This is a genomic window from Streptomyces sp. NPDC097129 (assembly GCF_055668065.1).
Genome location: NZ_JBVOQE010000006.1, coordinates 48,217 through 74,187 on the forward strand (window position 1 = coordinate 48,217; position 25,971 = coordinate 74,187).

The 25,971-nt window shown below is 72.1% G+C and carries 27 protein-coding genes and 1 riboswitch; of the genes, 15 read left to right on the forward strand and 12 right to left on the reverse strand.

Going from position 1 to position 25,971, the window contains the following annotated elements; translation table 11 throughout:
- Nucleotides 1-139 precede the first annotated feature (139 nt).
- Entirely contained in the window at nt 140-1,816 is a 1,677-nt protein-coding gene (cdgB, locus tag AC0B9F_RS18705) for a diguanylate cyclase CdgB (RefSeq protein WP_472003916.1), read from the forward strand.
- A 141-nt stretch (nt 1,817-1,957) separates the two neighbouring features.
- Nucleotides 1,958-2,890, forward strand: a complete 933-nt coding sequence (locus tag AC0B9F_RS18710; protein WP_472003918.1) for a carbohydrate-binding protein — start codon at nt 1,958-1,960, stop codon at nt 2,888-2,890.
- A gap of 6 nt (nt 2,891-2,896) precedes the next feature.
- Here the strand turns inward: AC0B9F_RS18710 and AC0B9F_RS18715 are convergent, their stop codons facing one another.
- The 3 genes from AC0B9F_RS18715 to AC0B9F_RS18725 form a co-directional block, all read right to left on the reverse strand.
- The gene (locus AC0B9F_RS18715) at nt 2,897-3,826 is read right to left on the reverse strand and encodes a 1-phosphofructokinase family hexose kinase (protein WP_472003920.1); all 930 of its coding nucleotides are present in this window, start codon (nt 3,824-3,826) and stop codon (nt 2,897-2,899) included.
- A gap of 121 nt (nt 3,827-3,947) precedes the next feature.
- The gene (nagA, locus tag AC0B9F_RS18720; RefSeq protein WP_472003922.1) at nt 3,948-5,186 is read right to left on the reverse strand and encodes an N-acetylglucosamine-6-phosphate deacetylase; all 1,239 of its coding nucleotides are present in this window, start codon (nt 5,184-5,186) and stop codon (nt 3,948-3,950) included.
- Nucleotides 5,186-6,127, reverse strand: a complete 942-nt coding sequence (locus tag AC0B9F_RS18725; RefSeq protein WP_472003924.1) for an ROK family protein — start codon at nt 6,125-6,127, stop codon at nt 5,186-5,188. Before AC0B9F_RS18725 ends, nagA begins: the two co-directional genes overlap by 1 nt.
- Nucleotides 6,128-6,253: 126 nt before the next feature.
- Between AC0B9F_RS18725 and AC0B9F_RS18730 the strand changes: the two genes are divergently transcribed.
- From AC0B9F_RS18730 to otsB, 3 genes are all read left to right on the forward strand, one after another.
- The gene (locus tag AC0B9F_RS18730) at nt 6,254-7,522 is read left to right on the forward strand and encodes an ABC transporter substrate-binding protein (RefSeq protein ID WP_472004556.1); all 1,269 of its coding nucleotides are present in this window, start codon (nt 6,254-6,256) and stop codon (nt 7,520-7,522) included.
- A gap of 124 nt (nt 7,523-7,646) precedes the next feature.
- Nucleotides 7,647-7,895 (forward strand): DUF3263 domain-containing protein, encoded by a 249-nt coding sequence (locus AC0B9F_RS18735; RefSeq protein ID WP_472003926.1) that lies wholly within the window; start codon nt 7,647-7,649, stop codon nt 7,893-7,895.
- A gap of 51 nt (nt 7,896-7,946) precedes the next feature.
- Entirely contained in the window at nt 7,947-8,810 is an 864-nt protein-coding gene (otsB, locus tag AC0B9F_RS18740; protein ID WP_472003928.1) for a trehalose-phosphatase, read from the forward strand.
- Between the two features lie 27 nt (nt 8,811-8,837).
- Here the strand turns inward: otsB and AC0B9F_RS18745 are convergent, their stop codons facing one another.
- The gene (locus AC0B9F_RS18745) at nt 8,838-10,238 is read right to left on the reverse strand and encodes an alpha,alpha-trehalose-phosphate synthase (UDP-forming) (protein ID WP_472003930.1); all 1,401 of its coding nucleotides are present in this window, start codon (nt 10,236-10,238) and stop codon (nt 8,838-8,840) included.
- Between the two features lie 170 nt (nt 10,239-10,408).
- Here AC0B9F_RS18745 and AC0B9F_RS18750 point away from each other — a divergent pair, with 170 nt between their 5' ends.
- The gene (locus tag AC0B9F_RS18750; protein ID WP_472003932.1) at nt 10,409-11,182 is read left to right on the forward strand and encodes a hypothetical protein; all 774 of its coding nucleotides are present in this window, start codon (nt 10,409-10,411) and stop codon (nt 11,180-11,182) included.
- Between the two features lie 120 nt (nt 11,183-11,302).
- Here the strand turns inward: AC0B9F_RS18750 and AC0B9F_RS18755 are convergent, their stop codons facing one another.
- Entirely contained in the window at nt 11,303-12,247 is a 945-nt protein-coding gene (locus AC0B9F_RS18755) for a glucosyl-3-phosphoglycerate synthase (RefSeq protein WP_472003934.1), read from the reverse strand.
- Between the two features lie 168 nt (nt 12,248-12,415).
- Nucleotides 12,416-12,557, forward strand: a riboswitch (SAM riboswitch).
- An 18-nt stretch (nt 12,558-12,575) separates the two neighbouring features.
- Between AC0B9F_RS18755 and thrC the strand changes: the two genes are divergently transcribed.
- The 5 genes from thrC (at nt 12,576) to AC0B9F_RS18780 (ending at nt 18,122) form a co-directional block, all read left to right on the forward strand.
- Nucleotides 12,576-13,853 (forward strand): threonine synthase, encoded by a 1,278-nt coding sequence (gene thrC / locus AC0B9F_RS18760; RefSeq protein ID WP_472003935.1) that lies wholly within the window; start codon nt 12,576-12,578, stop codon nt 13,851-13,853.
- Nucleotides 13,854-13,933: 80 nt separating this feature from the next.
- Complete coding sequence (locus tag AC0B9F_RS18765) at nt 13,934-14,212, forward strand: MoaD/ThiS family protein (protein WP_472003936.1); 279 nt, start codon at nt 13,934-13,936, stop codon at nt 14,210-14,212.
- Between the two features lie 409 nt (nt 14,213-14,621).
- Nucleotides 14,622-14,825: a cold-shock protein gene (locus tag AC0B9F_RS18770; protein ID WP_003949956.1), complete on the forward strand. Its 204-nt coding sequence runs from the start codon at nt 14,622-14,624 to the stop codon at nt 14,823-14,825.
- 332 nt (nt 14,826-15,157) lie between these two features.
- Nucleotides 15,158-16,780 (forward strand): chaperonin GroEL, encoded by a 1,623-nt coding sequence (gene groL / locus AC0B9F_RS18775; RefSeq protein WP_472003937.1) that lies wholly within the window; start codon nt 15,158-15,160, stop codon nt 16,778-16,780.
- 214 nt (nt 16,781-16,994) lie between these two features.
- Nucleotides 16,995-18,122: an NADH:flavin oxidoreductase gene (locus tag AC0B9F_RS18780; RefSeq protein WP_472003939.1), complete on the forward strand. Its 1,128-nt coding sequence runs from the start codon at nt 16,995-16,997 to the stop codon at nt 18,120-18,122.
- A gap of 27 nt (nt 18,123-18,149) precedes the next feature.
- Here the strand turns inward: AC0B9F_RS18780 and AC0B9F_RS18785 are convergent, their stop codons facing one another.
- From AC0B9F_RS18785 to AC0B9F_RS18805, 5 genes are all read right to left on the reverse strand, one after another.
- Nucleotides 18,150-18,725, reverse strand: coding sequence for a hypothetical protein (locus tag AC0B9F_RS18785; protein WP_472003940.1), 576 nt, complete (start codon nt 18,723-18,725; stop codon nt 18,150-18,152).
- 18 nt (nt 18,726-18,743) lie between these two features.
- On the reverse strand, nt 18,744-18,950 hold the full coding sequence (locus AC0B9F_RS18790; protein ID WP_472003942.1) for a DUF397 domain-containing protein: 207 nt from the start codon (nt 18,948-18,950) through the stop codon (nt 18,744-18,746).
- Nucleotides 18,934-19,776 (reverse strand): helix-turn-helix domain-containing protein, encoded by an 843-nt coding sequence (locus AC0B9F_RS18795; RefSeq protein WP_472003944.1) that lies wholly within the window; start codon nt 19,774-19,776, stop codon nt 18,934-18,936. Before AC0B9F_RS18795 ends, AC0B9F_RS18790 begins: the two co-directional genes overlap by 17 nt.
- A gap of 49 nt (nt 19,777-19,825) precedes the next feature.
- Complete coding sequence (gene murQ, locus AC0B9F_RS18800) at nt 19,826-20,773, reverse strand: N-acetylmuramic acid 6-phosphate etherase (RefSeq protein ID WP_472003946.1); 948 nt, start codon at nt 20,771-20,773, stop codon at nt 19,826-19,828.
- Between the two features lie 152 nt (nt 20,774-20,925).
- A complete protein-coding gene (locus tag AC0B9F_RS18805; RefSeq protein WP_472003948.1) occupies nt 20,926-21,813 on the reverse strand; it encodes a MurR/RpiR family transcriptional regulator in 888 nt (295 codons plus the stop codon).
- A gap of 55 nt (nt 21,814-21,868) precedes the next feature.
- On the opposite strand from AC0B9F_RS18805, the gene AC0B9F_RS18810 reads away from it, so the two are divergent.
- Nucleotides 21,869-22,252, forward strand: coding sequence for a hypothetical protein (locus AC0B9F_RS18810; RefSeq protein ID WP_472003950.1), 384 nt, complete (start codon nt 21,869-21,871; stop codon nt 22,250-22,252).
- Entirely contained in the window at nt 22,249-22,518 is a 270-nt protein-coding gene (locus AC0B9F_RS18815) for a DUF4031 domain-containing protein (RefSeq protein ID WP_472003952.1), read from the forward strand. The genes AC0B9F_RS18810 and AC0B9F_RS18815 overlap by 4 nt, the downstream gene beginning before the upstream one ends.
- Before the next feature lie 54 nt (nt 22,519-22,572).
- Here AC0B9F_RS18815 and AC0B9F_RS18820 read toward each other — a convergent pair whose 3' ends face one another.
- Both AC0B9F_RS18820 and AC0B9F_RS18825 read right to left on the reverse strand, forming a co-directional pair.
- Nucleotides 22,573-23,640, reverse strand: coding sequence for a GNAT family N-acetyltransferase (locus tag AC0B9F_RS18820; RefSeq protein WP_472003954.1), 1,068 nt, complete (start codon nt 23,638-23,640; stop codon nt 22,573-22,575).
- Between the two features lie 9 nt (nt 23,641-23,649).
- Nucleotides 23,650-24,312, reverse strand: coding sequence for an HD domain-containing protein (locus AC0B9F_RS18825; RefSeq protein WP_472003955.1), 663 nt, complete (start codon nt 24,310-24,312; stop codon nt 23,650-23,652).
- A 47-nt stretch (nt 24,313-24,359) separates the two neighbouring features.
- Here AC0B9F_RS18825 and AC0B9F_RS18830 point away from each other — a divergent pair, with 47 nt between their 5' ends.
- On the forward strand, nt 24,360-25,022 hold the full coding sequence (locus AC0B9F_RS18830; RefSeq protein ID WP_472003957.1) for a maleylpyruvate isomerase family mycothiol-dependent enzyme: 663 nt from the start codon (nt 24,360-24,362) through the stop codon (nt 25,020-25,022).
- Nucleotides 25,023-25,229: 207 nt separating this feature from the next.
- Entirely contained in the window at nt 25,230-25,922 is a 693-nt protein-coding gene (locus tag AC0B9F_RS18835) for a copper homeostasis protein CutC (protein WP_472003959.1), read from the forward strand.
- The last annotated feature ends 49 nt before the right edge of the window (nt 25,923-25,971 follow it).

Consider the following 25,971-nt stretch of genomic DNA (forward strand, 5'->3'; position numbering starts at 1 on the left):
ATGTTGACCCTGTGTACCGAGTGAGCAGCGCGCTGTGATTCAGTGGCGAACGACGCAGTACGACACGCCACGAGGCTCAGACGGCGATACGCCGACGACAACCCTTGATTCGCTGCGAAGTCTCGGGGGGAGGGCGAGCATGGAGACCGAGTCGGAACCCTATGTCCGTCTTGCGTCCCTGCGGCAGCTGCACCAGGTCATGGCGGACATGAACACCGCCCGCAGCCTGGCGGACACCCTGCAGACCGTCGCCGACGGCGTCGTCACCGCCCTCGGTTACGAGCTGGCCTGCGTCAACCTCGTCCGCCCCGACGGCGACCTCGTCGTCGCCGCCTTCGCCGGGAACTCCGCCGCCGAGACCCTGATCACCGGCCGCGTCGGCTCCCGCCCGTCCTGGGACCGCCGCCTGGCGATGGGCGAGCAGTGGGGCGACCTGGTGTTCATCCCGCACACCGAGGGCTGGGTCCTCGACGACGACGACGTCCCGCAGTGGTACACCGACGGGCCCGCGCCCCGCTTCGAGGACGAGTGGCACCCCTCCGACCGGCTCTTCGCCCCCATGTACGCGCCCGGCGCGCAGGGCGGCCCGCGCGGCGAGCTGCTCGGCGTGCTGTCCGTGGACCGGCCGCGCAACGGCCGCCGGCCCGGCGCCTGGGGCCGCGAGGCGCTGCAGATGTACGCCTTCCAGGCCGCGATCGCGATATCCAACGCCCGGCTGCGCGCCAACATGCAGCGCGCCCTGGTCCGCCTGGAGCGCGAGCAGCAGGCCCTGCGCGCCAGCGAGGAATCCTTCCGCCAGGCCTTCGAGTACGCCCCCTCCGGGATGGCCATCGCCGAGATGGGCGGCGACCAGCACGGCCGCATCCTGCGGACCAACGACGCGCTGTGCCGGCTGCTCGGCCGGCCCGCCTCCGCGATGCGCCGCTACTCCTTCTCCGACCTGGTCCACCCCGAGGACATCGGCACGCTGCTGCGCACCTCCGCCGAGGGCGGCCGCGCCGAGCTGCGCCTGGGGCGCCGTGACGGCACCTACGTCTGGGTGTCCCTGCGCAACTCCGTCGTCGCCGACGCCGCCGACGGCCCCCGTTTCCTGCTCACCCACGTCGAGGACATAGAGGAGCGCAAGCGCCGCGAGCTCCAGCTCGCCCACCGCGCCTCGCACGACTCCCTCACCGGTCTGCCGAACTCCGCCGAGCTGCGCTCGCGCCTCGCCGCCCGCCTGTGCCGGCGGCCGCAGAGCGCCCATCCCGCGCTCGACGCGTACGACTCCCACGACATCGCCGAGCCCGCCTACGGGCACCCCGCCGCCTTCGACGCGAACGGCCACGGCTTCGACTTCCGGCCCGCCCCCGACGGCTACGACGCCTACGACCACCATGTGCACACGGTCGCCCCCGAGGGCGAGCGGGACGACGGCGCCAAGGGGCTCGCGGTGCTCTTCTGCGACCTCGACGGCTTCAAGTCGATCAACGACCGGTTCGGGCACAACGCGGGCGACGCGGTCCTCATCGAGGTGGCCCGGCGGCTCAGCAACGGCGTGCGCGACGGCGACACCGTCGCCCGGCTCGGCGGCGACGAGTTCGTGATCCTCGCCGACGGCCTCGGCCGCGCCGACGCCCAGGACCTCGCCGTACGCCTGCGCAACGAGATCATCCAGCCGATCCGGGCCGAGGGACGGGCCGTGCGGGTGGGCGCCAGCTTCGGCATCGGCTGGGCCCACTGCGGCATGACGGCCGACGAGGTCCTCAAGTCGGCGGACGAACGGATGTACGTCGAGAAACGATCTCGTCCCAAAGCGCACAGGCGCGCGGGGTAATCCGCAGGTCAGCGTAGTTGCGGGGGGAGCGGTGCGGTCCCGGTCACCCGTTTGGGTCTTGTGGAGCGGGTAGGCTCGCCCTCTGCCACACCCCACACCAAGGACCCCATCCGCCCCCCACCTGTTGAGGAGAACGAAGGGATGACGCCCGGCAACAACGGCCCGAGCACCCCCGAGGACGACGACCCGTTCGGCTACCTCTACGCCGACGGACAGGCCCGGGGTGCGCAGCCGCCCTCGGGAGGCTACGGCTACCCGAACTCCGTCAGCCGGGTGCGCACGGTCGGGGAACGGCAGTACGGGCAGCAGGCGCCGGCCGCCGCGCCGTACGGCCAGGTTCCGCAGCAGCAGAGTGCCCAGGGTGCCTACGGCAGGACCACCGCGCACTACGCGGCCCCCGAGACGTTCCCCGGCGGCGCGCCCACCAGCCGGCAGCAGCCGGTCGGCGGTTCCGGCGGCCGGGGCCGGGGCCCGAACACCAAGGGTCTGCTCATCGGCGCGATCGCCGTCGTCGCGGCGGTGGTGATCGGCATCGGCGTGGCGATGATGAGCTCCAGCCCGGACGACAAGAAGAACGACCAGGCCGGCACGGCCCCCACCCAGTCCCAGCAGAACACCACCCCAAGCCCGTCGCCGAGCGAGAGCGGCGACACGGCGGCGCAGCTGCCGACGATCGACGCGAAGGCGCTCCGCCTGGAGGGCGGTGCGACGCTGGCGTCGGACGTGAAGGGCGCCAAGGCGGACGGCGGCGTCTATGTGGCCGGTTTCAACACCGTCGGCGCCAAGGTCACCTGGACGGTCAACGGCATCAAGGACAAGGGGTCTTACCGCCTGTATGTGCGGTACGGCATCCCGGGTGCCGACGCGAATGCGACCCTCGTGGTCAACGGCACTCCCAACGCGCAGCCGCTGAACATGAAGAACTTCGGCGGCACCCCTGCGGGCGACTGGGAAAAGGGCTGGCAGACCACCTGGGCCAACGTCAACCTGACCAAGGGCACCAACACCATCGAGATCGTGTGCAACCAGGGCAACCAGTGCAACGCGAATCTCGATCAGCTGTGGCTCCAGTAGGAGCCCCTACGCCGCGCTGACCTCCGCCGTCACCGCCACCTTCGCTCTCAGCTCCTCGTACGCCCGTGTGTCGTAGTCGCCCGCTGTCGGGGCGAGGACTGTGGCTGCGGAGAGGGCTACCGCCCGGGTGAGGCGGTCCGGCCAGTCGAGGCCCTCCACCAGGCCCGACAGCAGGCCCGCGACCGCGGAGTCGCCGGCGCCGGTCGGGTTGCCGTGGACGCGGGCCGGCGGCGTGGCCCGCCAGCGGCCCTCCGGGGTGGCGGCCAGGAGGCCGTCCGCGCCGAGTGACGCGACGACCGCGCGCGCCCCGCGCCGCCGTGTGTCCTGTGTCGCGCGCAGCGGCTCGTGGGAGCCCGTCAGCTCCGCCAGCTCGTCGGCGTTGGGCTTGACGATGTCCGGGCGGGCGGCGACCCCGCGGCGCAGCGGCTCGCCGCTGGTGTCCAGCAGTACGGGGACGCCCGCGGCGCGCGCCGCGCGGATCAGGCCCGCGTACGCGCCCACCGGGACGCCCGGCGGCAGGCTGCCGCACAGGGCCACGGCCGAGGCGGACGCGAGCAGCTCCGCGTAACGGTCCTGGAAGGCGCCCCACTCGGCCGGCGCGACGAGCGGGCCGGGTTCGTTCAGCTGGGTGGTGTCGCCGCTGTGCTCGTCCACGACGGCGATCGTGCGGCGCGTCGCGCCCGCGACGGGCACCAGCGCGTCCCGCACACGGTCCGTGTCCGTCAGCAGGTCACGGACGACGCGCCCGGTGGCGCCGCCCGCGAAACCGGTGACCGTCACCTCGTGGCCGAGCGCCGCGAGGACCCGCGCCACGTTCACCCCCTTGCCGCCCGGCCGTTCCAGGACGTCCGAGACCCGGTGGGAGGCGTGCGGCCGCAGGGAGCGGACGCGGTAGGTGATGTCGAGAGCGGTGTTCAGCGTGACCGTGAGGATCACCTGGGCCGACCTCCCCCGAATACGTGTGCTGACCGTGGACTTCCGGAGGGTCGATCATGCCAAAGAGACGGCGCCCGGCCCACCCCCGGGACCGGCCACCGCCTCCGTACGAGCGGACGGATCAGGCCAGTTGGGGGCCAACCACCCAGGCGCCGCGGCGCATGACGCCCTTCAGGTCGAAATGTTCGTCCAGCAGGACCAGGTCGGCGTCCTTGCCCGGCTCCAGCGAGCCGACGCGGTCGTCGAGGCCGAGCAGCCGGGCCGGGTTGGCCGACAGGGCCCGCACCGCGTCCTCGACCGGCAGCCGGTCCACCGTCACCGCCCGCTTGAACGCACGGTCCAGGGTGAGCGTGGAACCCGCGATGGAGCCGCCCTCCACCAGCCGCGCCACCCCGTCGGCGACCTCCACCTCCAGCGGGCCGAGCATGTAGCGGCCGTCGCCGAAGCCGGCCGCGTCCATCGCGTCCGTGATGAACGCGACCCGGTCCGCTCCCGCGTGATGGAACGCCAGTTCCAGGGCGGCGGGGTGCAGATGGACACCGTCGTTGATCAGCTCGACCGTGATCCGCTCGTCCTCCAGCAGTGCCGTGATCGGCCCCGGGGCGCGGTGGCCGATCGGCGGCATCGCGTTGAACAGGTGCGTGGCGACCGTGGCGCCCGCGTCGATCGCCTCGACGGTCTGCTCGTACGTCGCGTCCGTGTGGCCGATCGCCGCGATCACGCCGTGCTCGGCGAGCAGCCGTACGGAGTCGATGCCGCCCGGCAGCTCGGTGGCGAGCGTGACCATCTTCGCGTGCCCGCGCGCCGCGTCGATCAGCTTGCGCACCTCGGCCGGCTCCGGGTGGCGCAGCAGCTCCTCGGAGTGCGCGCCCTTGCGGCACGGCGAGATGAACGGCCCCTCGAAGTGGATCCCGGCGATGTCGCCCTGCTCGGCCAGCTCGCTCAGCATCCCGGCGCGCCCCGTCAGGAAGTCCATGTCGTCGGTGACGGTGGAGGCGACGAGGGTGGTGGTGCCGTGCAGACGGTGGGTGTGGATGCCCTTCAGGACGTCCTCGACGGTGCCGGAGGTGAAGGAGGCTCCGCCGCCGCCGTGGTTGTGCAGGTCGACGAAGCCGGGGATCAGCCAGTGGTTCCGTACGTCGACGACCTGGGCGTTCCGCGGTGCCGTACCGGCGATGCGGGTGCCGTCCACGACCACGCGGCCGTCGTGGACGACTCCCGTGGGGAGGACGACCGTGGCGCCGGACAGCACCAGGGGGGTGCCGGGCGTCGCGGGGTGCGGCGTCGTCGTGGTTTCTCGCGCCCGCCCGGCGGTAGCCGCGTATTCACCGGGGCCCCGCGCCCCTCTCACCGTTGCCATCAGGGCGTTTCCTCCTTGCCGTTCGTGGTGTCGAGGAGGTCCCAGGCCAGGAGTCCGGCACCGAGGCATCCGGCCGTGTCGCCCAGGGCAGCCGGGACGATCTCCGGCAGTTTCTGGAAGGTGACCCGTCGCGCGACCGCGTCACGCAGCGGTGTGAACAAGGTTTCCCCCGCCTCGGCCAGGCCGCCACCGATGATCAGGGTGCGCGGGTCCAGCAGGGTGAGCGCGGTGACCAGGCCGTCGGCGAGGGCGTCGACCGCCTCCTGCCAGACGCGGACGGCGTCCGGGTCGCCGGAGGCGACGGCCTTGGCGCAGTCCGCGGCGTCGGCGTCCGGGTCGCCGCAGGCCGCGGCCCACGCCTGGCTGACCGCCGACGCGGACGCGAACCGTTCCAGGCAGCCGCGCTGCCCGCACGGGCAGGGGGTGCCGCCGGGCCGTACGACGATGTGGCCGATCTCGCCCGCGAAGCCGTGCGCGCCCGCCTCGACCCGGCCGCCGATGCCGATCGCGCCGGCGATCCCGGTGCCCAGCGGCACGAACAGGTAGCGGTCGGCGCCCCGGCCCGCGCCCAGGCGGCCCTCGGCGAGCCCGCCGGCCCGTACGTCGTGGCCCAGGGCGACGGGCGCGCCGAGCCGTTGCGCGAGCAGGTCGCGCAGGGGCAGGTCGCGCCAGCCGAGGTTGGCGGCGTAGGCGGCGAGGCCGCGCTGTTCGTCGACGATGCCGGGGACGACGACGCCGGCCGCGGCGGGAGGCTCGCCGAGGTGCGCCTCGCCGTGGGCGCGCAGGCCGTCGGCGAAGTCGAGGATGTGCTCGACGACCGCGTCCGGTCCGCGTTCGCGGCCGGTGGGCCGGCGTGCCTGGTGGAGCAGTTCGCCGTCGGCCCCGACCAGGGCGGCCTTCATCCCGGTGCCGCCCACGTCGAGGGCGATGACATGTCTCACGGGGGACAGTGTGGACCGGCTACCTAGGAGAGGTCTAGTCCACTGTGATGGTGTAGACCTTAATCCGTTAATCGGAAAGTGGTGCAGACGTCTTCAGGCGTCTTCGAGGGGTGGGGAGCCGGAGCGGTGCAGCGGCGAAGGACGACGACGATCGCGGGGATCTCCGCGCTGGGCATGGCGGCGGTGCTCACCGGCTGCGGCGTCACCGGTGGGTCCGGTGACGTGACCCTCGAGCTGGTCGCCGCCGACTACGGCGACAACGACACCAACAGCTCCCGGCACTACTGGGACGGCCTCGTCAAGGACTACGAGGCGCAGCACCCCGGCGTGAAGATCGACGTCAGCGTCTACTCGTGGAACGACGTCGACCGCAAGGTCAAGGAGATGGCCGACGCCGGCCGGGCGCCCGACATGGCGCAGATCGGCGCCTACGCCGACTACGCGGCCAAGGACGAGCTGTACCGGGCCGACGACGTCCTGTCCATCTCCACCCAGGCCGACTTCGTCTCCCAGCTGGTGTCGGCCGGGCAGGTCCACGGGGTGCAGTACGGCATGCCGTTCGCGGCCTCCACCCGGCTGCTCTTCTACAACAAGAGCCTGTTCGACAAGGCGCACATCGACCCGCCCAAGACGTGGGCCGAGCTGGCCGCCGACGCGCAGGCGCTCAAGGACGAGGGCGTGAAGTTCCCCTACGCGCTGCCGCTCGGGCCGGAGGAGGCGCAGGCGGAGACCATGCAGTGGCTGCTCAGCGGCGGGGGCGGCTACGTCGACACCGTCGGCACCTACGGCCTGGACTCCGCGCAGAACGTCCAGACCTTCACCTGGCTGAAGAACGAGCTGGTCGGCAAGGACCTCACCGGCCCCGTCGCGCCCGGCAGGCTGAACCGCGCCGACGCCTTCACCGCCTTCGCCGACGGCCAGGTCGGCATGCTCAACGGGCATCCGTCGCTGATGCAGATGGCCGCGAAGAAGGGCGTGAAGTTCGGCATGGTCACCATGCCGGGCGTCAACGGGCCCAGCCGGTCGGTGATGGGCGTCGCCGACTGGATGACGGCCTTCAAGAAGAACGGGCACCGCGAGCAGATCCGCGACTTCCTCGACTTCGTCTACGACGAGAAGAACGTCCTCGCCTTCTCCCGCACCTACGACCTGCTGCCCGTCACCACCTCCGCCTCCGCGACGATGAGCGGCTCCGCCCAGGACAGGGACATCCGGCCCTTCCTGCAGCAGCTGCCGCTCAGCGAGCTGTACCCGGTCGGCAAGACGTCCTGGGCGTCGGTCAGCGCCGACATCAAGAAGCGGATCGGGCAGGCCGTCGACCCCGCCGGCAGCGCCGTGTCGGTGCTCGGGCAGATCCAGTCCGCGGCGGTCGCGGCGGACAGCGCGCAGCCGTAGCGCCTGTCGTTTGGATCAACCCGGCGTCGCGGGCCAGCCCGAAAGGCACCGCACCTCACAGCCGGCCTGATCCAAACGACAGACCCTGGCGGGGCTGTCAGTGGGCGGCGGTACGGTTTCGGGCATGGACGCATCCGATCGGGGCCGGCCGCCGCTGGGCGAGCGTGAGCAGGCCATCCTCGCGCTGGAGCGCCGGGGCTTTGCCGGCCCCGGCGCCAAGGAGCGCGCCGTCCGCGAGGAGCTGGGCCTCGCCCCCGTCCGCTACTACCAGCTGCTCAACGCCCTGCTGGACGACACCCGCGCCCTCGCCCACGACCCGGTGACGGTGAACCGGCTCAGACGGATACGGGAAGCCCGCCGCGCCGAGCGGTGACGAGAGCGTTCTCCAGGTTCGGCGGGGCCCCCTCGGGGATAGGTTCGCGGTATGGGCAGCCATGACACACACGCCACGGACCTTCCCGAACCGGTGACCGCGCAGGGCCGCGAGGGCCTCGACGCCGTCCTCGCCCGCCCCGGCAAGGCGGTGATCGGCCTCGACTTCGACGGCACGCTCGCCCCCATCGTCGCCGACCCCGAGCAGGCCCGCGCCCACCCGGACGCGGTATCGGCCCTCGCCCGCCTCGCGCCCGAGGTCGCCTCGATCGCGGTGGTCACCGGCCGCCCCGCGGGCGTCGCCGTACGCCACGGAGGCTTCGCGGGGGTGCCGGGCCTGGAGCACCTCGTCGTCCTCGGCCACTACGGCGCCGAGCGGTGGGAGGCCGCCACCGGTGAGCTGACCGCGCCGCCGCCCCACCCCGGCGTCGCCGCGGTGCGCGCCGAACTGCCCGGCCTGCTGGACTCGGTCGGCGCCTGGCGCGGCACCTGGATCGAGGAGAAGGGCCGCGCGGTCGCCGTCCACACCCGCCGCGCCGAGGACCCGCAGGCCGCGTTCGAGGCGCTGCGCGAGCCGCTGGCGGACCTGGCGGCGCGGCACGGGCTGATCGTCGAGCCGGGCCGCCTGGTCCTGGAGCTGCGCCCGCCCGGCGTCGACAAGGGCGTGGCGCTGACGGAGTACGTCCGCGCGGTGGGCGCCGAGTCCGTCGTCTACGCCGGCGACGACCTGGGCGACCTGCCCGCCTTCGCCGCCGTCGACGCCCTGCGCTCCGAGGGCGTCCCGGGCCTGCTGGTGTGCAGCGGCAGCACGGAGGTCACGGAGCTGTCGAAACGGGCCGACGTGGTGGTCGACGGCCCGCAGGGAGTCGTACGGCTGCTGTCGGCGCTGGCGGACCGGGTGACCCGGCCCGTCTAGCGGGCGAGACGCCCCGGCCGCGCGGGGTCAGGCCTGCTGCAGCGCCTGGAGCTGTTCCAGGAACCACTTGGCGGGCGGCAGCGCGGTCGCCGCTGCCGCCAGCCGCTTCGCGCGGTCGTTGCGCTCGCTCGCCGGCATGCTCAGCGCCTCGTGCAGCGCGGCCGCCGTACCGGTCACGTCGTACGGATTGACCGCGATCGCGTCCTCGCCCAGCTCCTCGAACGCCCCGGCCTCCCGCGACAGCACCAGCGCGCAGCCCTCCTCGGAGACGAGCGGCACCTCCTTGGCGACCAGGTTCATTCCGTCCCGGATCGGGTTGACCAGCGCCACGTCCGCGAGCCGGTACGCCGCCAGCGAGCGCGCGAAGTCGTCCTCGACGTGCAGCACGACGGGCGTCCAGCCGTCCGTGCCGTAGGCGGCGTTGATCTCCTCGGCCACCCGCTGCACCTCGGCGGTGTAGTCCCGGTAGACGGCGAGGTCCTGCCGGGACGGGTAGGCGAACGCCACGTGCACGACCCGCTCGCGCCACTCGGGGTGGTCCTCCAGCAGCTGCCGGTACGCCAGCAGCCCGCGCACGATGTTCTTCGACAGCTCGGTGCGGTCCACGCGCACGATCGCCCTGCGGCCCGCGCCGATCTGCTCCCGCAGCGCCGCCATCCGCTCACCGACGTCCTCCCGGTGCGCGCGTTCGCGCAGGAAGTCGGCGTCCGCGCCGAGCCCGTGCACCCCGATCCGGGTGTCCCCGAGCCCGTCCGCGAACTGCTCGCAGCAGGCCGTGAACGCGTCCGCCCAGCGGCGGGTGAGGAAGCCGAGCCGGTCCGCGCCCAGCATCCCGTCGAGCACCTGCCGCGCGATGTCGTCCGGCAGCATCCGGAAGTACTCCGGCGGCGCCCACGGGGTGTGCGAGAAGTGCCCGATGCGCAGATCGGGCCGCAGCTCGCGGAGCATCCCCGGGACCAGGGTGAGGTGGTAGTCCTGCACGATGACCACCGCGCCCTCGGCCGCCTCCTCGGCCAGCGCCTCGGCGAAGGCGCGGTTGTACGTCTCGTACGACGCCCACTGCCGGCGGAACTCCGCGTCGAAGACCGGCTCCAGGGGTGTCTGGTAGAGCATGTGGTGCACGAACCACAGCACGGAGTTGGCGATGCCGTTGTAGGCGTCGGCGTGCACGTCGGCCGGGACGTCCAGCATCCGCACGCCCTGCTCGCCGACCCCGCGCCGCACCGCCTCGCGGTCGCCGTCGGACAGCGCGGAGCACACCCACAGCGCCCCCGCCTCCGGCCCGATGGCCGACAGCCCGGACACCAGCCCGCCACCGCCCCGTCTGGCGATGAGCGAGCCGTCGTCGCCCACCGCGTACGAAACCGGGCCGCGGTTGGACGCGACCAGCACCCGAGCCCTCTGATCAGCACCGTGCGTGGAAGCCATACGCCTCAACCTAGCCCGCACCGGAAACCCTCAAACGTGTGGCCGGATCCGGTGGCCGGTCGTATACGCCCCGTTCACACGACTCTTGCGCCAACCGCTTGTGAAGATCCTGTGAACCGTACAAGATGCCGGATACACGAATCGACACGTACGCCAGGGGGGCGGATCTCATGATCGGTACACGTGGCCACAGACGCCTGCGCGGAAGCGGAGCCCGCGGACTCGCCGCACTCGTCGCGGCCGCCGCGCTCGTGCTCACCGGCTGCCAGGCCGACGACACCGACGGCAAGGCCGTCCAGCAGACGACGCCGGCGACCAGCGCCGCGCCGAGCACCTCCGCGCCGGCGCCCGAGCCGTCACCGGCGAGCAGCAGCCCGGCACCGGCGGCCGAACCCACCGTCGTCACGATCAGCGACCACACCGGGACGGCGGTCGGCCGGGCCGTCGCCGCCGCCCGCGCGAGCGGCCTGCGCTACGCCGTCTACCTCCAGGGCACCGGGGCGTCCCTCGACGGCGGCGGACGGACGGCCTCCTCCTGGGGCGCGAGCGAAAAGGTCTGCGAGCAGATCGACGACCCCGACGACCGCGCCCCCTCCTTCGACGTCGCCTTCGTCATCGCCCGGGACGGGCGGGACTGCGGCGGCCGTCTGCTGCACACCCCCGAGCCGACGAAGACCGCCGCCGGCGGGGGATCGAGCGGCGGGACGAGCGGAGGATCGAGCGGCGGGACCACCGGCGGGACCAGCGGCGGGACCAGTGGCGGGTCCGGCGGCGGCAGCAAGACCTGCGCGATCACCAGCCCCGCGGGCAACTGCTACGCCGACGGCCAGTTCTGCGCCAACCGCCACCACGGCCTGAGCACCTACGGCAAGGGCGGCGAGTACCTGACCTGTGAGCAGGACGCGGCGGGCCGCTGGCGCTGGTCCGACGGCCACGCCGGCTGACGGACGCCCGCCCCGCGCCACCGTCCGCGGACGTCCGCCTCACGCCACCGTCCGCGGACGTCCGCCTCACGCCACCGCCCGTGGACGCCCGCCCCGCGCCACCGTCCGCGGACGTCCGCCTCACGCCACCTTCCGCGCCGCGTACTCCGCGATCTCCGTCATCGGGGGGCGTTCCTCCGTGTCCACGGAGTACGTGCGCGGCTCGAACCCGTCCTCGCCCCGCTCGAACTGGGTCAGGGACGGCCGGATCAGGTGCCCGCGGGCCAGCCGGAGCTGGGCGGTGCGGTAGATCGCCGCCGCCATCCGGCCGAGGGCCTGGCCGTCCTGGTGGCGGTGGATGCGCACACCGACGTCGACCTGGGCGAGGGCGTCCAGACCGACCAGGTGCAGGGCGTCGACCAGCATGCCCAGCTCCACGCCGTAGCCGACGGGGAAGGGCAGCTGTTCCAGCAGGGAGCGGCGGGCCGCGTACTCGCCGCCGAGCGGCTGCACGAAGCCGGCCAGCTGCGGCCAGTGCATGTTCAGCAGCGGGCGGGCCATCAGCTCGGTGACCCGGCCGCCCTGGCCGCTCGCGCCGGCCAGCGGACGGTCGTACATCGCCTTGACCAGCTGGACGCCGGGGTCGGTGAGGAGCGGGCCGACGATGCCGGTCACGAAGTCGGAGGAGAACTCCTTCAGGTCCGCGTCGACGAAACACACGATGTCGCCGGAGGTGACCAGCAGGGAGCGCCACAGCACCTCGCCCTTGCCGGGGACGGCCGGGACGCGTGGCAGGATCTCGTCGCGGTGGACGACGCGGGCGCCCGCCGCGGCCGCCACCTCGGCGGTACGGTCGGTGGAGCCCGAGTCGACCACGACCACCTCGTCGACGAGCGGGACCTGCCGCATGAGGTCGTGCCGGACGACCGCGACTATGTCGCCGACCGTCTCCTCCTCGTTCAGCGCGGGCAGCACGACGGAGACCGTCTGCCCCGTGGCGCGTTTGGCGGCCAGGATCTGGTGCAGCGGCCGATCGCTCACGGACCAGGAGCGGGTGCTCAGCCAGCGCTCGACTTCTTCAAGCACGGTGTGCGGCTCCTCACTGTCGTGATCACACCGGCTCACATCGGGTGATCGTGTGATCCATCTCGCGGTTCGGACGGCTATCTCAACTGTCCTGGCCTTCGGTTACAGTCTTGAACAACGCTGATGACCATCGCATGTCGGGGGTCGCACGCGTTCACAACCGAATACCGCTCATCCAGAGGGGCAGAGGGACACGGCCCGGTGAAGCCCCGGCAACCACCCTGATTCCGGACTCGTTCACGCGAGGCTCCCGGCCGGGGAAGGTGCCAATTCCGTCTCACGGCGAGATGCGTCGTGGGGAAGATGAGGAGAAAGGGCCTCGCCTCACATGGCTGCGCAGACAGTTACCAGCACCTCCACCGTCGACCTCGGTCCCGCCGCGGCCCTGAGCTGCCGCGAGTGCGGTCACCGCGTCCCGCTGGGCCCGGTTTTCGCCTGCGAGGAGTGTTTCGGCCCGCTCGAGATCGCCTACGACTTCTCGGCCTACGACACCGAGGAACTCCGCAAGCGTATCGAGGCGGGCCCCGCGAACATCTGGCGTTACGCCCCGCTGCTGCCCGTCCCCGCGGACGTGGCCGACAAGCCGAACATCAACCCGGGCTGGACCAAGCTCGTCAAGGCCGACCACCTGGCCGCCGAGCTCGGCGTGACCGGCGGTCTGTACGTCAAGGACGACTCCGGCAACCCGACCCACTCCTTCAAGGACCGCGTCGTCGCGCAGGCCCTGGAGGCGGCGCGCGCCTTCGGCTTCACCACCCTGTCCTGCTCCTCCACCGGCAACCTGGCCGGCGCCGTCGGCGCCGCCGCCGCGCGGGCCGGCCTGCGCTCCTGCGTGTTCATCCCGCACGACCTGGAGCAGGGCAAGGTCGTCATGGCCGCGATCTACGGCGGCGAGCTCGTCGGCATCGAGGGCAACTACGACGACGTGAACCGCTTCTGCTCCGAGCTGATCGGCGACCCGGCCGGCGAGGGCTGGGGCTTCGTCAACGTCAACCTGCGGCCGTACTACGCCGAGGGTTCCAAGACGCTGGCCTACGAGATCTGCGAGCAGCTCGGCTGGCAGCTGCCCGACCAGCTCGTCGTCCCGATCGCCTCCGGCTCGCAGCTCACCAAGGTCGACAAGGGCCTGCAGGAGCTGATCAAGCTGGGGCTGGTCGAGGACAAGCCGTACAAGATCTTCGGCGCGCAGGCCGAGGGCTGCTCGCCGGTGTCCACGGCCTTCAAGGCCGGGCACGACGTGGTGCGCCCGCAGAAGCCGAACACCATCGCCAAGTCGCTCGCCATCGGCAACCCGGCCGACGGGCCGTACGTCCTGGACATCGCGCGCCGCACGGGCGGTGCGGTGGAGGACGTCACCGACGAGCAGGTCGTCGACGCGATCAAGCTGCTGGCCCGCACGGAGGGCATCTTCGCGGAGACCGCCGGCGGTGTGACCGTGGGTGTCACCCGCAAGCTGATCGAGAACGGTGTTCTCGACCCGACGAAGACGACGGTCGTGCTGAACACCGGCGACGGCCTGAAGACCCTGGACGCGGTCGCCGGCACGGGCCTGACCGCGACGATTCGTCCCAGCCTCGACTCGTTCCGTGAGGCCGGGCTCGCCTAGGGCCTGCATCGTTGAGTTGTGTCTGCGGGCCGGCGGGGGCCGGTCGCGCAGTTCCCCGCGCCCCTATCGGAGGTTTCCCCGTGAGTGTCACCGTTCGCATCCCCACCATCCTGCGCACCTACACCGGTGGCCGGGCCGAGGTGCCCGCCGACGGGGCGACCCTCGCCGAGGTCATCGCGGACCTGGAGAAGAACCACACCGGCATCGCCGCCCGCGTCCTGGACGACCAGGGCAAGCTGCGCCGGTTCGTCAACGTGTACGTCAACGACGACGACGTGCGTTTCGAGCAGGGCCTGGAGACGGCCACCCCGGACGGCGCGGGCGTGTCGATCATCCCGGCGGTGGCCGGCGGCTGCTGACACGAAGAGTTCATCTGATTGCCCCCTCCGTGAGAGAAACGGAGGGGGCAATTCCATGTGGTTAGACGCGGTAGAGTTGGGGAACGCGCCCCGCAATCCTTTCGGCGCGATCTTCGGAACCTGCTGCACGGGCGATAAGAAGTAGCCAAAGTACGCAGGTTTTTTGTCTTTTTTGCACCCCTTTGTGGGGCCCGACTTGCTCGGAATTCAGGTGAATTCTCGCGAGATTCCGGACCGGCCCCGTCCAGATTTCTCGTCCGATTGACCTGTTGCAGACGGCAGTTGGACAGATACATTCAGCCGCGGTCGACGCGTTCCGGCGCACGCCCCCACCCATCCGGGGGGCGAGGTCTGACCCGGATCCGCGAAGTGCGGATCTGTGCAAGGGCCAGTAATAGGGGAGTTAGGCATGGCTCAGGGCACCGTCAAGTGGTTCAACGCGGAGAAGGGCTACGGCTTCATCGCGGTCGACGGTGGTGCGGACGTCTTCGTCCATTACAGCGCCATCCAGATGGACGGCTACCGCACCCTGGAAGAGGGCCAGCGGGTCGAGTTCGAGATCTCGCAGGGCCAGAAGGGTCCGCAGGCCGACATGGTTCGCGTCGCCGCCTGAACGTTCATTCACGCACGAAGGGCCCGCACCTCGCACAGGGTGCGGGCCCTTCGGCGTGCCCCGGCGCCGTCCCGGATGCCGTCCGGACGCCGTCCCGGCCGTGTTCGCGGGCGGCTGATCGACCGGCCCGACCCCCGAGAGGCGCTTGCACTCACCATGCCCGAGTGCTAATCATTGCGTTAGCACTCTGAAGGTGAGAGTGACAACGTAAGGACCGGGTCGGTGAGGCCAGGGCCGGGCGGAGCAAGGAGCTTCCTCCGGTCGGGGCCGTCCGTCGCGGGCGCGGGCGCGGTCCGAAGTAATCACCCCCAGTCCTGGAGGGACCACTTCACATGGCCAAGATCATCGCGTTCGACGAGGAGGCGCGGCGCGGCCTCGAGCGCGGCATGAACCAGCTCGCGGACGCCGTGAAGGTGACGCTCGGCCCCAAGGGCCGCAACGTCGTCCTCGAGAAGAAGTGGGGCGCGCCCACGATCACCAACGATGGCGTCTCCATCGCCAAGGAGATCGAGCTCGAGGACCCGTACGAGAAGATCGGCGCCGAGCTGGTCAAGGAAGTCGCCAAGAAGACGGACGACGTCGCCGGTGACGGTACGACCACGGCGACCGTGCTGGCCCAGGCCCTGGTCAAGGAAGGCCTGCGCAACGTCGCGGCCGGCGCCAACCCGATGGCTCTGAAGCGCGGTATCGAGAAGGCCGTCGAGGCCGTCTCCGCCGCCCTGCTGGAGCAGGCGAAGGACGTCGAGACCAAGGAGCAGATCGCCTCCACGGCCTCCATCTCCGCCGCCGACACCCAGATCGGCGAGCTGATCGCCGAGGCGATGGACAAGGTCGGCAAGGAAGGCGTCATCACCGTCGAGGAGAGCAACACCTTCGGCCTCGAGCTCGAGCTCACCGAGGGCATGCGCTTCGACAAGGGCTACATCTCCGCCTACTTCGCCACCGACATGGAGCGCATGGAGGCGTCGCTCGAGGACCCGTACATCCTCATCGCGAACTCCAAGATCGGCTCCGTCAAGGACCTGCTCCCGCTGCTGGAGAAGGTCATGCAGTCGGGCAAGCCGCTGCTGATCATCGCCGAGGACGTCGAGGGCGAGGCCCTGTCGACCCTGGTCGTCAACAAGATCCGCGGCACCTTCAAGTCCGTGGCCGTCAAGGCCCCGGGCTTCGGCGACCGCCGCAAGGCCATGCTCGGCGACATCGCCATCCTCACGGGCGGCGAGGTCATCTCCGAGGAGGTCGGCCTCAAGCTGGAGAACGCGTCCCTGGACCTCCTGGGCCGCGCCCGCAAGGTCGTCATCACCAAGGACGAGACCACCATCGTCGACGGTGCCGGCTCCTCGGACCAGGTCGCGGGCCGCGTGAACCAGATCCGCGCCGAGATCGAGAACAGCGACTCCGACTACGACCGCGAGAAGCTGCAGGAGCGCCTGGCGAAGCTCGCCGGCGGTGTCGCGGTCATCAAGGCCGGCGCCGCCACCGAGGTGGAGCTCAAGGAGCGCAAGCACCGCATCGAGGACGCCGTCCGCAACGCCAAGGCGGCCGTCGAGGAGGGCATCGTCGCCGGTGGTGGCGTGGCCCTGCTGCAGACCACGCACGTCTTCGACAAGCTGGAGCTCGAGGGTGACGAGGCGACCGGCGCTCAGGCCGTGAAGCTCGCGCTCGAGGCCCCGCTGAAGCAGATCGCGGTCAACGCCGGCCTCGAGGGCGGCGTCGTGGTGGAGAAGGTGCGCAACCTGACCCCGGGTCACGGCCTGAACGCCGCGACCGGTGACTACGTCGACCTGGTCGCCGAGGGCATCATCGACCCGGCCAAGGTGACGCGCTCCGCGCTGCAGAACGCCGCGTCGATCGCCGCGCTGTTCCTCACCACCGAGGCCGTCATCGCCGACAAGCCGGAGAAGGCCGCGGCCCCGGCCGGCGGCGGCATGCCGGGCGGTGACATGGACTTCTGATCCTTCCCGGATCACCTGTCCTTCCGGGTCTTCGCGAAGACCTTTCCGAGGGCGGCACACCCAGCTTCCGGCTGGGGGTGCCGCCCTCGGGCGTGTCCGGGGTCACAGCGGCAGGGGGCCGGTGCGCGGAATCGGGGGAGGGGTGGCAGTGGTTGTTTCAGCGAGTGCAACAATGCGCGCGCACATACCCACTGGTCACCTGAGGAGCCTTCCCATGACCCTCGCCGAGCCCGCCGCCTCCCGCGCGGCCGCCCTGCTCTCCCGTCCGACGACGATCAACGGCCTGACCGTCCCGAACCGCATCGCGATGGCGCCGATGACGCGGATGTTCTCCCCGGGCGGCATCCCCGGCGAGGACGTGGTGTCGTACTACGCCCGCCGTGCCGCCGCCGGTGTCGGCCTGATCGTCACCGAGGGCACCTACGTCGGGCACGCGTCGGCCGGGCAGAGCGACCGGGTGCCGCGCTTCCACGGCGAGGAGCAGCTGGCCGGGTGGGCGAAGGTCGCCGAGGCCGTGCACGCGGCCGGCGGCACGATCGTGCCGCAGCTGTGGCACATCGGCATGGTCCGCAGCCAGGGCGAGCCCCCCTTCCCGGACGCCCCGGCCGTCGGCCCCTCCGGCCTGGTCACCGCCGGCGCCGAGCCCACGGGCAAGGCCATGACCCAGAAGGACCTGGACGACGTCGTCGCCGCGTTCGCCCAGGCCGCCGCCGACGCCGAGCGCATCGGCTTCGACGGCGTGGAGATCCACGGCGCCCACGGCTACCTCGTCGACCAGTTCCTGTGGGAGGGCACCAACCGCCGCACCGACGCCTACGGCGGCGACCCGGTGGCCCGCACCCGGTTCGCGGCGGAGATCGTCGCGGCCGTCCGGGAGAAGGTCTCGCCCGAGTTCCCGGTCATCTTCCGCTACTCGCAGTGGAAGCAGCAGGACTACACCGCCCGCCTCGCCGAGACCCCCGAGGAGCTGGAGGCGATCCTCACGCCGCTGTCCGCCGCCGGTGTCGACGCCTTCCACGCCTCCACGCGCCGCTACTGGCTGCCGGAGTTCGACGGCTTCGACCTCAACCTGGCCGGCTGGACCAAGAAGCTGACCGGCAAGCCCGTCATCACCGTCGGCTCGGTCGGCCTCGACGGCGACTTCCTCAACGCCTTCCGTGGCGAGGGCTCCCCGGTCAAGGGCATCGACAACCTCCTGGACCGCCTGGAGGCCGACGAGTTCGACATGGTCGCCATCGGCCGCGCGCTGCTCCAGGACCCCGAGTGGGCGGCGAAGGTGCTGGCCGGCCGCTTCGACGAGCTGGCGCCGTACGACGCGGCGGCGCTGAAGACGCTGAGCTGAGCCGAACTGAGCTGAGCGAGCGGCGTGCTACATGTTGCCCATGGGCTCGATGTCCACCTTCACCGGCGTGCCCCACACCCGCAGCACCTCGTAGTCGGTGAACTCGTGCACCAGCCGGTACGCCATCGCCGGCCGGGGTCCGCGCCGCTGGGCGGTCAGATACAGCTCGGCCTCCCGGCGGTCGTGGCGCGGCGTGCCGCACAGCTGCCACTCCCGCCCGTTCCACGCCTCCGGCAGCCACCGCTGCTGCGGCTGCGGACGGTCCTCACGCACGCCGTAGCGGGACGGCATCCGCTCCGCGGTGTCCGCGGGCCGCGGCCGGCTGTAGCCGCCGACCTCGGCCCGCCGCGCCGTCCGCCGCCGCGTCTCGCACAGCAGGCACAGGTCGGGCGCGCTCTCGTCCACGGGGCCCTGCGGGTGCTCGGCGCAGCGGGTCGTCGGCGGCGCCGACGTCACGCTCTCCTCCAGCAGGTCCAGCGCCCGCCGCAGGTCCGTCTTCACCTCGTGCAGCTTGGCGTCCGGGGAGTCGGCGGTGAGCGCCTCCCCGTGCTCGCCGAGGAGCCGGAGGGCGCGCCCGAGGGCGGTGAGCTGCGCGTGGTTCATGTACCCGAGGGTAAGCCGCTACAGCCGCTTCGCGTGCGCGAGGAAGGCGGACCAGGCCTCCGGCCGGAACGTGAGTTTCGGACCGTGGGGGGTTTTGGAGTCACGGACGGGGACGACGGCGGGGATGTCGTGGGTGACTTCGAGGCAATCGCCTCCGCTGCCGCCGCTATAGCTCGACTTGCGCCAGGTGACAGCGTTCAGGTCGAACTCAGGAGTGCTCTTCATGGGCGTAATCCTCGGCCATCCGCTCCATGAGGGCCAGGGACTTCTGTGGAGAGAGCGCACACGCAGTGAGGAGTTGGAAGGTGTGCCGCTGGTAGCCCACGGTGGCCGGGTCGTCTTCCAGTCGGCCGGTGCCGACCCCCTCGAAGTAGACCAAGGGAGGACCGTCGTCGAAGTCCATCAGCTTGATCGCCCCCTCCATCGACGCGTGTGCTCCGGCGTCGAAGGGGAGTACCTGCACGATGACCCGATGCTGCCGGGCCAACCTGCTGATGTGGCTCAGGGCCTCAGCCATCACCTCCCGGCCGCCGGTCGCCCGGCGCAGAGCGGCCTCGTCGATCACGGTCCACAGCAGAGGGTGGGGTGGATCGTCGAGGATGCGGGCTCGCTCCACCCTGGCTGTCACCAGCTCGGTGATCGCCTCGCTGGTCGCCGTTGGCTGGTATGCCCGGAAGACGGCTTCGGCGTAGTCGCGCGTCTGGAGCAGTCCCGGGATCAGCAAGGGTGAGTACTGCCGGATCTCCGTAGCCGTCGCCTCCGCCTCCGCCGCCTCGGCGAAGTGCTCCGGATACCGGGACTTCGCCGCCGCCCCGCAGTGCCGCTGAAAGAAGTCCCCCGTGTTCAGTACTCCGTCCAGCACTCTCGCGTACTCGGGCATCAGCCTCCGCATCCCGGCCTCCAGTAGGCCGATGAACGCCCCGCTGACGAAGAGCCGTTGGCCCACTTCCTCCTGGCTCAGGCCCGCCTTCTCGCGGGCGTGGCGGAGTTCGGCGCCCAGGAGCGCCCGGGGTGAGGAGCCGGGGTCGAGTTCCTTGAGTGGTCGCGGCATACGGCCAGGCCAGGACGGCCGCGACCACGCTGTGTGCGGAACTCGGAACTCAGCGTCCTCGGGCCGCGTGCGCGGCCGCCAGCGCAGCGCGCAGGTGGCCGTCGGACTCGGTCAGCAGGCGGGCCGCCGTCGGGCCGTCGACCTCGGCGAGCAGGGCCAGGATCGCGTTCTTCACCTCGCCGTCGGTGGCCGTGAGCGCCGCCTCGATCTCGGCCTCGTCCGCCCCGGTGGCGAGCGCGACGATCCGGCGGGAGCGGGCGCGCAGCTTGGCGTTGGAGGCGCGCACGTCGACCATCAGGTTCCCGTAGGTCTTGCCGAGGCGGATCATCGTGATCGTCGAGAGCATGTTCAGGACGAGCTTCTGCGCCGTGCCGGACTTCAGCCGGGTCGAGCCGGTGATCAGTTCCGGCCCGGCGACGATCTCGATGCCGTGGTCGGCGGCCGCCGCGAGCGCGCTGCCCGCGTTGCAGGCGAGCCCGATCGTCAGCGCGCCCCGCGAGCGGGCGTGCTCGACGGCGCCGACGGCGTACGGGGTACGGCCGGACGCGGAGACGCCGACCACGCTGTCGTCCGGTGTCAGCCCCAGCGCGTCCAGGTCGGCCCGGGCCAGCTCCCGTGAGTCCTCGGCGCCCTCGACGGAGGTGACCATGGCGTCGGGGCCGCCGGCGATCAGCCCGACGACCTGGCCGGGCTCGGTGTTGAAGGTGGGCGGGCACTCGGAGGCGTCGAGCACGCCGAGCCGGCCGGCGGTGCCGGCGCCGGCGTAGACGAGGCGACCGCCGCGGGACATCCGTTCGGCGACCGCGTCGATGGCGGCGGCGATCTGCGGCAGACAGGCGGCGACGGCGCCGGGCACTTTGGCGTCCTCGGCGTTCATCAGCCGGGCGATCTCCAGGGTCGGCAACTGATCGATCCCGGCCAGCTCGGGCCGGAACGCCTCGGTGGTCAAGGAGTCGAGCTGGGCGCGCAGGTCGTGGGAGTGGGGGGCGGAGGTCATGAGAGGAACGGCTCTTTTCGGCTCGGGATGCGGTGTCCAACTCAGGGGCGCGGGGCTCTGTTCGATATGCGGCTCCGCCGCGTGGGCGCGACCAACCACGACGAGTCCGCAGTCAGCCACGACCATCAGCCCTACGGTCTTGAACGGCTCAGTTACCGCCGGTGCCGGTGTGCCAGCGCCTCGTAGGACGCCGCCAGCGCCGGCCCCGCCGTGTCGTACGTGCGCTGCGCGACGCCCACGAACAGGCAGTCCACGACCAGCAGTTGGCTGGTCCGGGAGGACATCGCCGCCGGGCGCAGCTCGCTCTCCCGGGACGTGGACGTGGTCAGCACGTGGTCGGCGTACTGCGTGACCGCGCTGTTCGGGCGCCCGGTGATCGCCACGGTGGTGGCGCCGTGCTCGAAGGCGACGCGCAGGGGTTCTATGACGTCGCCGGTGGAGCCGGAGTGGGTGATGGCGATCGCCACGTCCCCGGCGCGCAGCTGCACCGCGTTGGTGACGGCGAGGTGCGGGTCGCTGTGGGCGTGCGCGATCAGCCCTATGCGCAGGAGTTTCTGGGTGAGGTCCTGCGCGACGAGGCCGGACGCGCCGATGCCGTACACATCGGTGCGGCGGGCGGCGGCGAGCGCGGTGACGGCCGCGCCGAGCTGCCCGGTGTCGAGGCCGGCGGCGGTGTCGGCGAGGGTCTGCTGCTCGTCGTAGGCGAGTTTCGTCACGACGTCGGCGATCGGGTCGTCGACCGCGATGTCGGTGGTGATGGCCGGTGCGCGGCCGGACTGCTGGTGTGCGGCGAGGCCGGCGAGAGCCAGGCGCAGGTCGCGGTAGCCGGGGTAGCCGAGCAGGCGGGCGGTGCGCACGACCGTGGCCTCGCTGGTGCCGGTGCGTTCGGCGAGGCCGGTGACCGTGAGGGCGGCGCAGCCGGCCGGGTCGCTCGCGACGGCCTCGGCGACGCGCTGCATGGAACGGGTCATCGACGGGGCGAGCGTGCGCACCTTGGCGGCCAGCGCGCCACCGAAAATTTCCTTCACATCCTGGCTCACCCCTGAAAGATATTTCCGGCTCGGTGCTCGGGGCAAGAGTGCGCACAATGGGGACATGGATCCCATCAGCCCCCTGGAGCAGGCGCTGCACGCGGCCCGCGCGCGTGTGATGGCCGACCTGATCGCGCGTGAGGTCGCCGACGCCGACGTGGTGTCACTGGTCGAGGACTCGATAGCCCAGCGCCGCTGGTGGGTGGAGCAGTGGCCGGACGGGGTGGCCTATGTCGCCGGGCTGGTCGCGCAGGACGTGCAGGACGCGCTGCTGGAGCGGTACGGCCGGTGGCCGCTGTGCCCGGTGTGCGGCTCCGGCGACCCGCACGCCCTCGACGTCGAACCCGAACTGGGGCCCGATCCGCACTGGGTGTGCCACAAGGCGGGCGTGAAGGTCGCCGCGGTGGGCGGCCTCGGCGGGGCCGCGGGCGGGACGCACGCCTCATGACCGTGTACATCGACCCGCCGGCCTGGCCCGGCCACGGGCGCTTGTGGTCACATCTGGTGAGCGATGTGTCGTACGACGAACTGCACGCGTTCGCCGACGCGTTGGGCGTGCCGCGGCGGGCCTTCGAACGCGACCACTACGACGTCCCGTCCCACCGGTACGCGGACGCGGTCGCCGCGGGGGCGGTCGAGGTCGGCAGCCGTGAGGTGGTCCGGCTGCTGACGCAGTCGGGACTGCGGCGGCGCAAGCGGCGAGCGCGGGCGTAGGGGCGAGCGCGGGCCCAGCGGCGAGCGCGGGCGCAGGGGCGGGGGTCGCGCGGGCTACCGGCGGAGCACATACGCGACCTGCGTGCCGTCGTCGCTGACCTGGGTGAAGCCGGCCCGGGTGACCACCGCACGGGAGGGCTTGTTGTCCCGGTCCACGGTCGCGAAGACCACCCGTACCTCCTCGCGGTCCAGCGCCCAGTGGGCCAGCGCCCGCAGCGCCTCCGTCGCGTAGCCCTGGCCGCGGGCGGAGGGGACGAGGTCGTAACCGACCTCCACCCGGCCCTCCTCGTCCGGCACGCCGTGGAAACCCATGCCGCCGACCGCGCGGCCGTCCTCCGTGCGGACGAGGACGAACATGCCGAACTCCGGCCGGTGCCCACCCGCCTCGTACGACTGCGCCACCATCCCGGCCGCGTCCCGCGTGCCCTCGTACGGCCCGTCCTCGTTCCACGTGAAACCGCCGTCGCCGCCCAGGTTCAGGTCCCGCGCGGCGGCGGGGCGCACGCCGGTCAGCGTCAGCCGCTCGGTCGCGATGACCAGGTTGTTGCGCCAGTGCCAGCCGGTGACCGGAGCACGGTCCGGCAGTTCGCCGCGGCCGGTGGCCCACAGCAGGGTCGGCCAGGGCGCGGGGCCCGGCTTGACGTGCGGGAACAGCAGCGGGAGCAGACCCTCGCACAGCTCGACGGGCGGCTCGTAGACGAAGCCGAGGCCCTCGGCGATGTCATGGGTGTGCAGCAGCACCTCGGCCACGCCCATCGCCGCGAACCCCTCCCGGTCGGCGCTGCCGAACGGGTACGGGTGGAAGGCGCGCACCCCGGGCGGCGTCGCGCGCACGGTGGTGGCCAGCAGCACGCCCATCGTCTCGATGATCTGGAGCAGCCCGGAGTTGTCCGGGTCGCCCTCGAGGACCAGCTCGACGGGCACGTAGTCCTCCTGGGCGCGCCCCGCCAGCTGACCGGCGTAGGCGAAGAGGTCCTCGGCGATGTGGAACGCCGTGGAGCGGCAGTTCCACTCCAGCCGGCCGGCCGTCACCGCCGCCCAGTCCCGGTCCGCCACCGGCCGCAGCGCCGCGAGACAGCTCGCCACGGCCGCGTCCACCTGGTCCCCGCCCCATGTCTTCATGCGCGCACCCTAGGCATCCGGCTGCGCCGGGGTCGACAGCATTTCCAGCTCGGAGCGGAGGTTGTACCGGGCTGTCGCTTCCCAGTGCTCCTGCCCGTACGGCGTGCTGAACAGCCGCGGCAGTGCGAGCAGATGCCGCAGGACGTCCGAACGCCCCGCGCGGAAGGCGTCGTTCGGCACGAAGTGGTACTCCTCGCGGACGGCCGCGGTGTAGGCGGCGTACGCCGACGGCGGCGCGGCCAGGATCGCCAGATCGGCGTCGCACAGCACCTGTCCGTTGCGGTCGGCGTCGGCCGGGTCGTGCCCGACGGTCAGCCGCACCAGCCGGGCCACCTCGGCGGTCTTCTCCTCGCCGAGGCCGGCCTCCGGCAGGGCGCGCTCGGCGAGGCGGGCGGAGCGCTCCTCGTTCTCGGAGCGGTCGGGCAGATAGACGGCGTCGTGGAACCAGGCGGCGAGGCGGACCAGGTCCGCGTCGCCGGCGTACGTCTCCAGCGTGTCGACGTGGTCGAGCAGCGCGGTGAGGTGCGCGAGCGTGTGGTAGTGCCGCTGCGGCTCCTGCCAGCGGGCCAGCAGGCGGTCGGCGTACGGCGCCGGGTCCGGGTCGGCGGCCCCGCCTCGGGCCGCGGTCAGGGTGCGGGTGAAGCGGGCGCGCAGGGCATCGGGATCGGACATGCCGACATTCTCCCGTCCACGGGGGTACGCACCCTAGCGTGGACGACATGACGACTGACGTACGTGACCCGGAACTGCCCGGACGGCTGCTGAGCGCCGAGCGCGACGCGCTGATCCCGCTGCTGCGTTCCCGCCCCGACTCCGACTTCGCGCTGCCGACGGAGGCCTGTCCGGGCTGGTCGGTGCGGGATGTGCTGGCGCACTGTTCGGCCGCGCTGACCCGGGTGGTGGAGGGCCGCCTCGAGCAGGGCGTGTTCTCGCCGGAGTCCAACGACCGGGACATCGCCGAGCGCGCCGAGTGGACCAACCGGCAGGTGGTGGACGAACTGGAGCGCGGCATGACCGAGGCCGGCCCGCTGATCGCCGAGGCGGGCGGACCGCTGGACGGGCTCGCGCTGGGGGAGTGGGTGCACAGCGGTGACGTGCGGGACGCCCTCGGCGAGCCCGGCGCGTACGGCGGCCCCGGGCTGCCGTACGCCCTCGCGCTGCTGGTGCGGCGGACGCAGGAGCGGGAGCACCTGGCGCTCCATGCGGACCTGGACGACGTCGACGAGCCGCTGCGGCTGGGCGCGATCGTGCCGCAGCAGCCGCCCGCCCGTTTCATCGGGGACTCCGCGACGCTGATCCGGCTGTACACGGGCCGGCCGGTGAAGGCGGGCGGGTACGAGCTGGCGGGCGCGCGGGAGGAGGAGCTGAACATGTACGGCTGACGCGCCGCTCGGCTGACGCGTCGTTCGGGTGAGGTGTCGTTCGGGTGAGGTGTCGTTCGGATGAGGTGTCCTTTCGGCTGCCGCGTCCCGCGAGGTTTCCGGCCGGGGCCGGCGCTCGGTGGCGACGGGCTCCGCGGGCGCTGCGGGGCGTATCCTAAAATTGGACTAGACCTGTAGTAGCCCGTCCGAGCCGACGAATGGGGTCCCATGAGCAAGCGCGCAGTCCTGGAGGTGATCGCCCTCGACACCGCGGACGCCGTCGCCGCCCAGGCCGGAGGCGCGGACCGCCTCGAGCTGGTCACCGACATGGCCGCCGACGGGCTCACCCCGCCCGTGGACACCTTCACCGCGATCCGCGCCGCGGTCGACATCGACCTGCGGGTCATGCTGCGGCTCGCGGACGGCTTCGCGGCGGGGGACGTCCGGCGGCTGGTGGACACGGCGGGGGAGCTGCGTGCGGCCGGCGCCGACCAGTTCGTGCTCGGGTTCCTCGACGCGCACGGCGGGGTGGACCTGGCGGCCGTCGAGCGGGTGGTGGCCGTGCTCGACGGCTGCGCGTGGACCTTCCACCGGGCGATCGATCACTGCGCGGACCGGGACGCGTTGCGCAAGACGCTCGACGGGTTGCCGGGGCTGGACGCGTTTCTCACCGCCGGTGCGGCCGGGGGTGTCGACGCCGGGTTGCCCGTTCTCCTCGCCGAGGCGGGGAGAGTGGGCGGACCCGGGTACGAGCAGCGGATTCTTGTGGGCGGGGGGCTGCGCTTGGACCACGTTCCCGCGTTGCGCTCCGCGGGGATCGATGCGTTTCACATCGGCGGCGCGGTTCGCTCCGCGGGGTGGGCGGGGCCGGTGTCCGAGGGGGCCGTTCGTGAGTGGCGGAGGGTGCTGGACGCGGGGTAGCGCCGTGGGGGTGCTGGCGGTGCTGTCTCATCGCCGGGTGCGGGCGGTT

What these genes read in the sequence shown, in the direction of transcription:
- cdgB (WP_472003916.1), top strand. Translation starts at nt 140, where the DNA reads ATGGAGACCGAGTCGGAACCCTATGTCCGTCTTGCGTCCCTGCGGCAG.
- AC0B9F_RS18710 (WP_472003918.1), top strand. Translation starts at nt 1,958, where the DNA reads ATGACGCCCGGCAACAACGGCCCGAGCACCCCCGAGGACGACGACCCG.
- nagA (WP_472003922.1), bottom strand. Translation starts at nt 5,186, where the DNA reads ATGGCAACGGTGAGAGGGGCGCGGGGCCCCGGTGAATACGCGGCTACC.
- AC0B9F_RS18735 (WP_472003926.1), top strand. Translation starts at nt 7,647, where the DNA reads ATGGACGCATCCGATCGGGGCCGGCCGCCGCTGGGCGAGCGTGAGCAG.
- otsB (WP_472003928.1), top strand. Translation starts at nt 7,947, where the DNA reads ATGGGCAGCCATGACACACACGCCACGGACCTTCCCGAACCGGTGACC.
- AC0B9F_RS18745 (WP_472003930.1), bottom strand. Translation starts at nt 10,238, where the DNA reads ATGGCTTCCACGCACGGTGCTGATCAGAGGGCTCGGGTGCTGGTCGCG.
- AC0B9F_RS18750 (WP_472003932.1), top strand. Translation starts at nt 10,409, where the DNA reads ATGATCGGTACACGTGGCCACAGACGCCTGCGCGGAAGCGGAGCCCGC.
- thrC (WP_472003935.1), top strand. Translation starts at nt 12,576, where the DNA reads ATGGCTGCGCAGACAGTTACCAGCACCTCCACCGTCGACCTCGGTCCC.
- AC0B9F_RS18770 (WP_003949956.1), top strand. Translation starts at nt 14,622, where the DNA reads ATGGCTCAGGGCACCGTCAAGTGGTTCAACGCGGAGAAGGGCTACGGC.
- groL (WP_472003937.1), top strand. Translation starts at nt 15,158, where the DNA reads ATGGCCAAGATCATCGCGTTCGACGAGGAGGCGCGGCGCGGCCTCGAG.
- AC0B9F_RS18780 (WP_472003939.1), top strand. Translation starts at nt 16,995, where the DNA reads ATGACCCTCGCCGAGCCCGCCGCCTCCCGCGCGGCCGCCCTGCTCTCC.
- AC0B9F_RS18785 (WP_472003940.1), bottom strand. Translation starts at nt 18,725, where the DNA reads ATGAACCACGCGCAGCTCACCGCCCTCGGGCGCGCCCTCCGGCTCCTC.
- AC0B9F_RS18790 (WP_472003942.1), bottom strand. Translation starts at nt 18,950, where the DNA reads ATGAAGAGCACTCCTGAGTTCGACCTGAACGCTGTCACCTGGCGCAAG.
- AC0B9F_RS18795 (WP_472003944.1), bottom strand. Translation starts at nt 19,776, where the DNA reads ATGCCGCGACCACTCAAGGAACTCGACCCCGGCTCCTCACCCCGGGCG.
- murQ (WP_472003946.1), bottom strand. Translation starts at nt 20,773, where the DNA reads ATGACCTCCGCCCCCCACTCCCACGACCTGCGCGCCCAGCTCGACTCC.
- AC0B9F_RS18810 (WP_472003950.1), top strand. Translation starts at nt 21,869, where the DNA reads ATGGATCCCATCAGCCCCCTGGAGCAGGCGCTGCACGCGGCCCGCGCG.
- AC0B9F_RS18815 (WP_472003952.1), top strand. Translation starts at nt 22,249, where the DNA reads ATGACCGTGTACATCGACCCGCCGGCCTGGCCCGGCCACGGGCGCTTG.
- AC0B9F_RS18820 (WP_472003954.1), bottom strand. Translation starts at nt 23,640, where the DNA reads ATGAAGACATGGGGCGGGGACCAGGTGGACGCGGCCGTGGCGAGCTGT.
- AC0B9F_RS18825 (WP_472003955.1), bottom strand. Translation starts at nt 24,312, where the DNA reads ATGTCCGATCCCGATGCCCTGCGCGCCCGCTTCACCCGCACCCTGACC.
- AC0B9F_RS18830 (WP_472003957.1), top strand. Translation starts at nt 24,360, where the DNA reads ATGACGACTGACGTACGTGACCCGGAACTGCCCGGACGGCTGCTGAGC.
- AC0B9F_RS18835 (WP_472003959.1), top strand. Translation starts at nt 25,230, where the DNA reads ATGAGCAAGCGCGCAGTCCTGGAGGTGATCGCCCTCGACACCGCGGAC.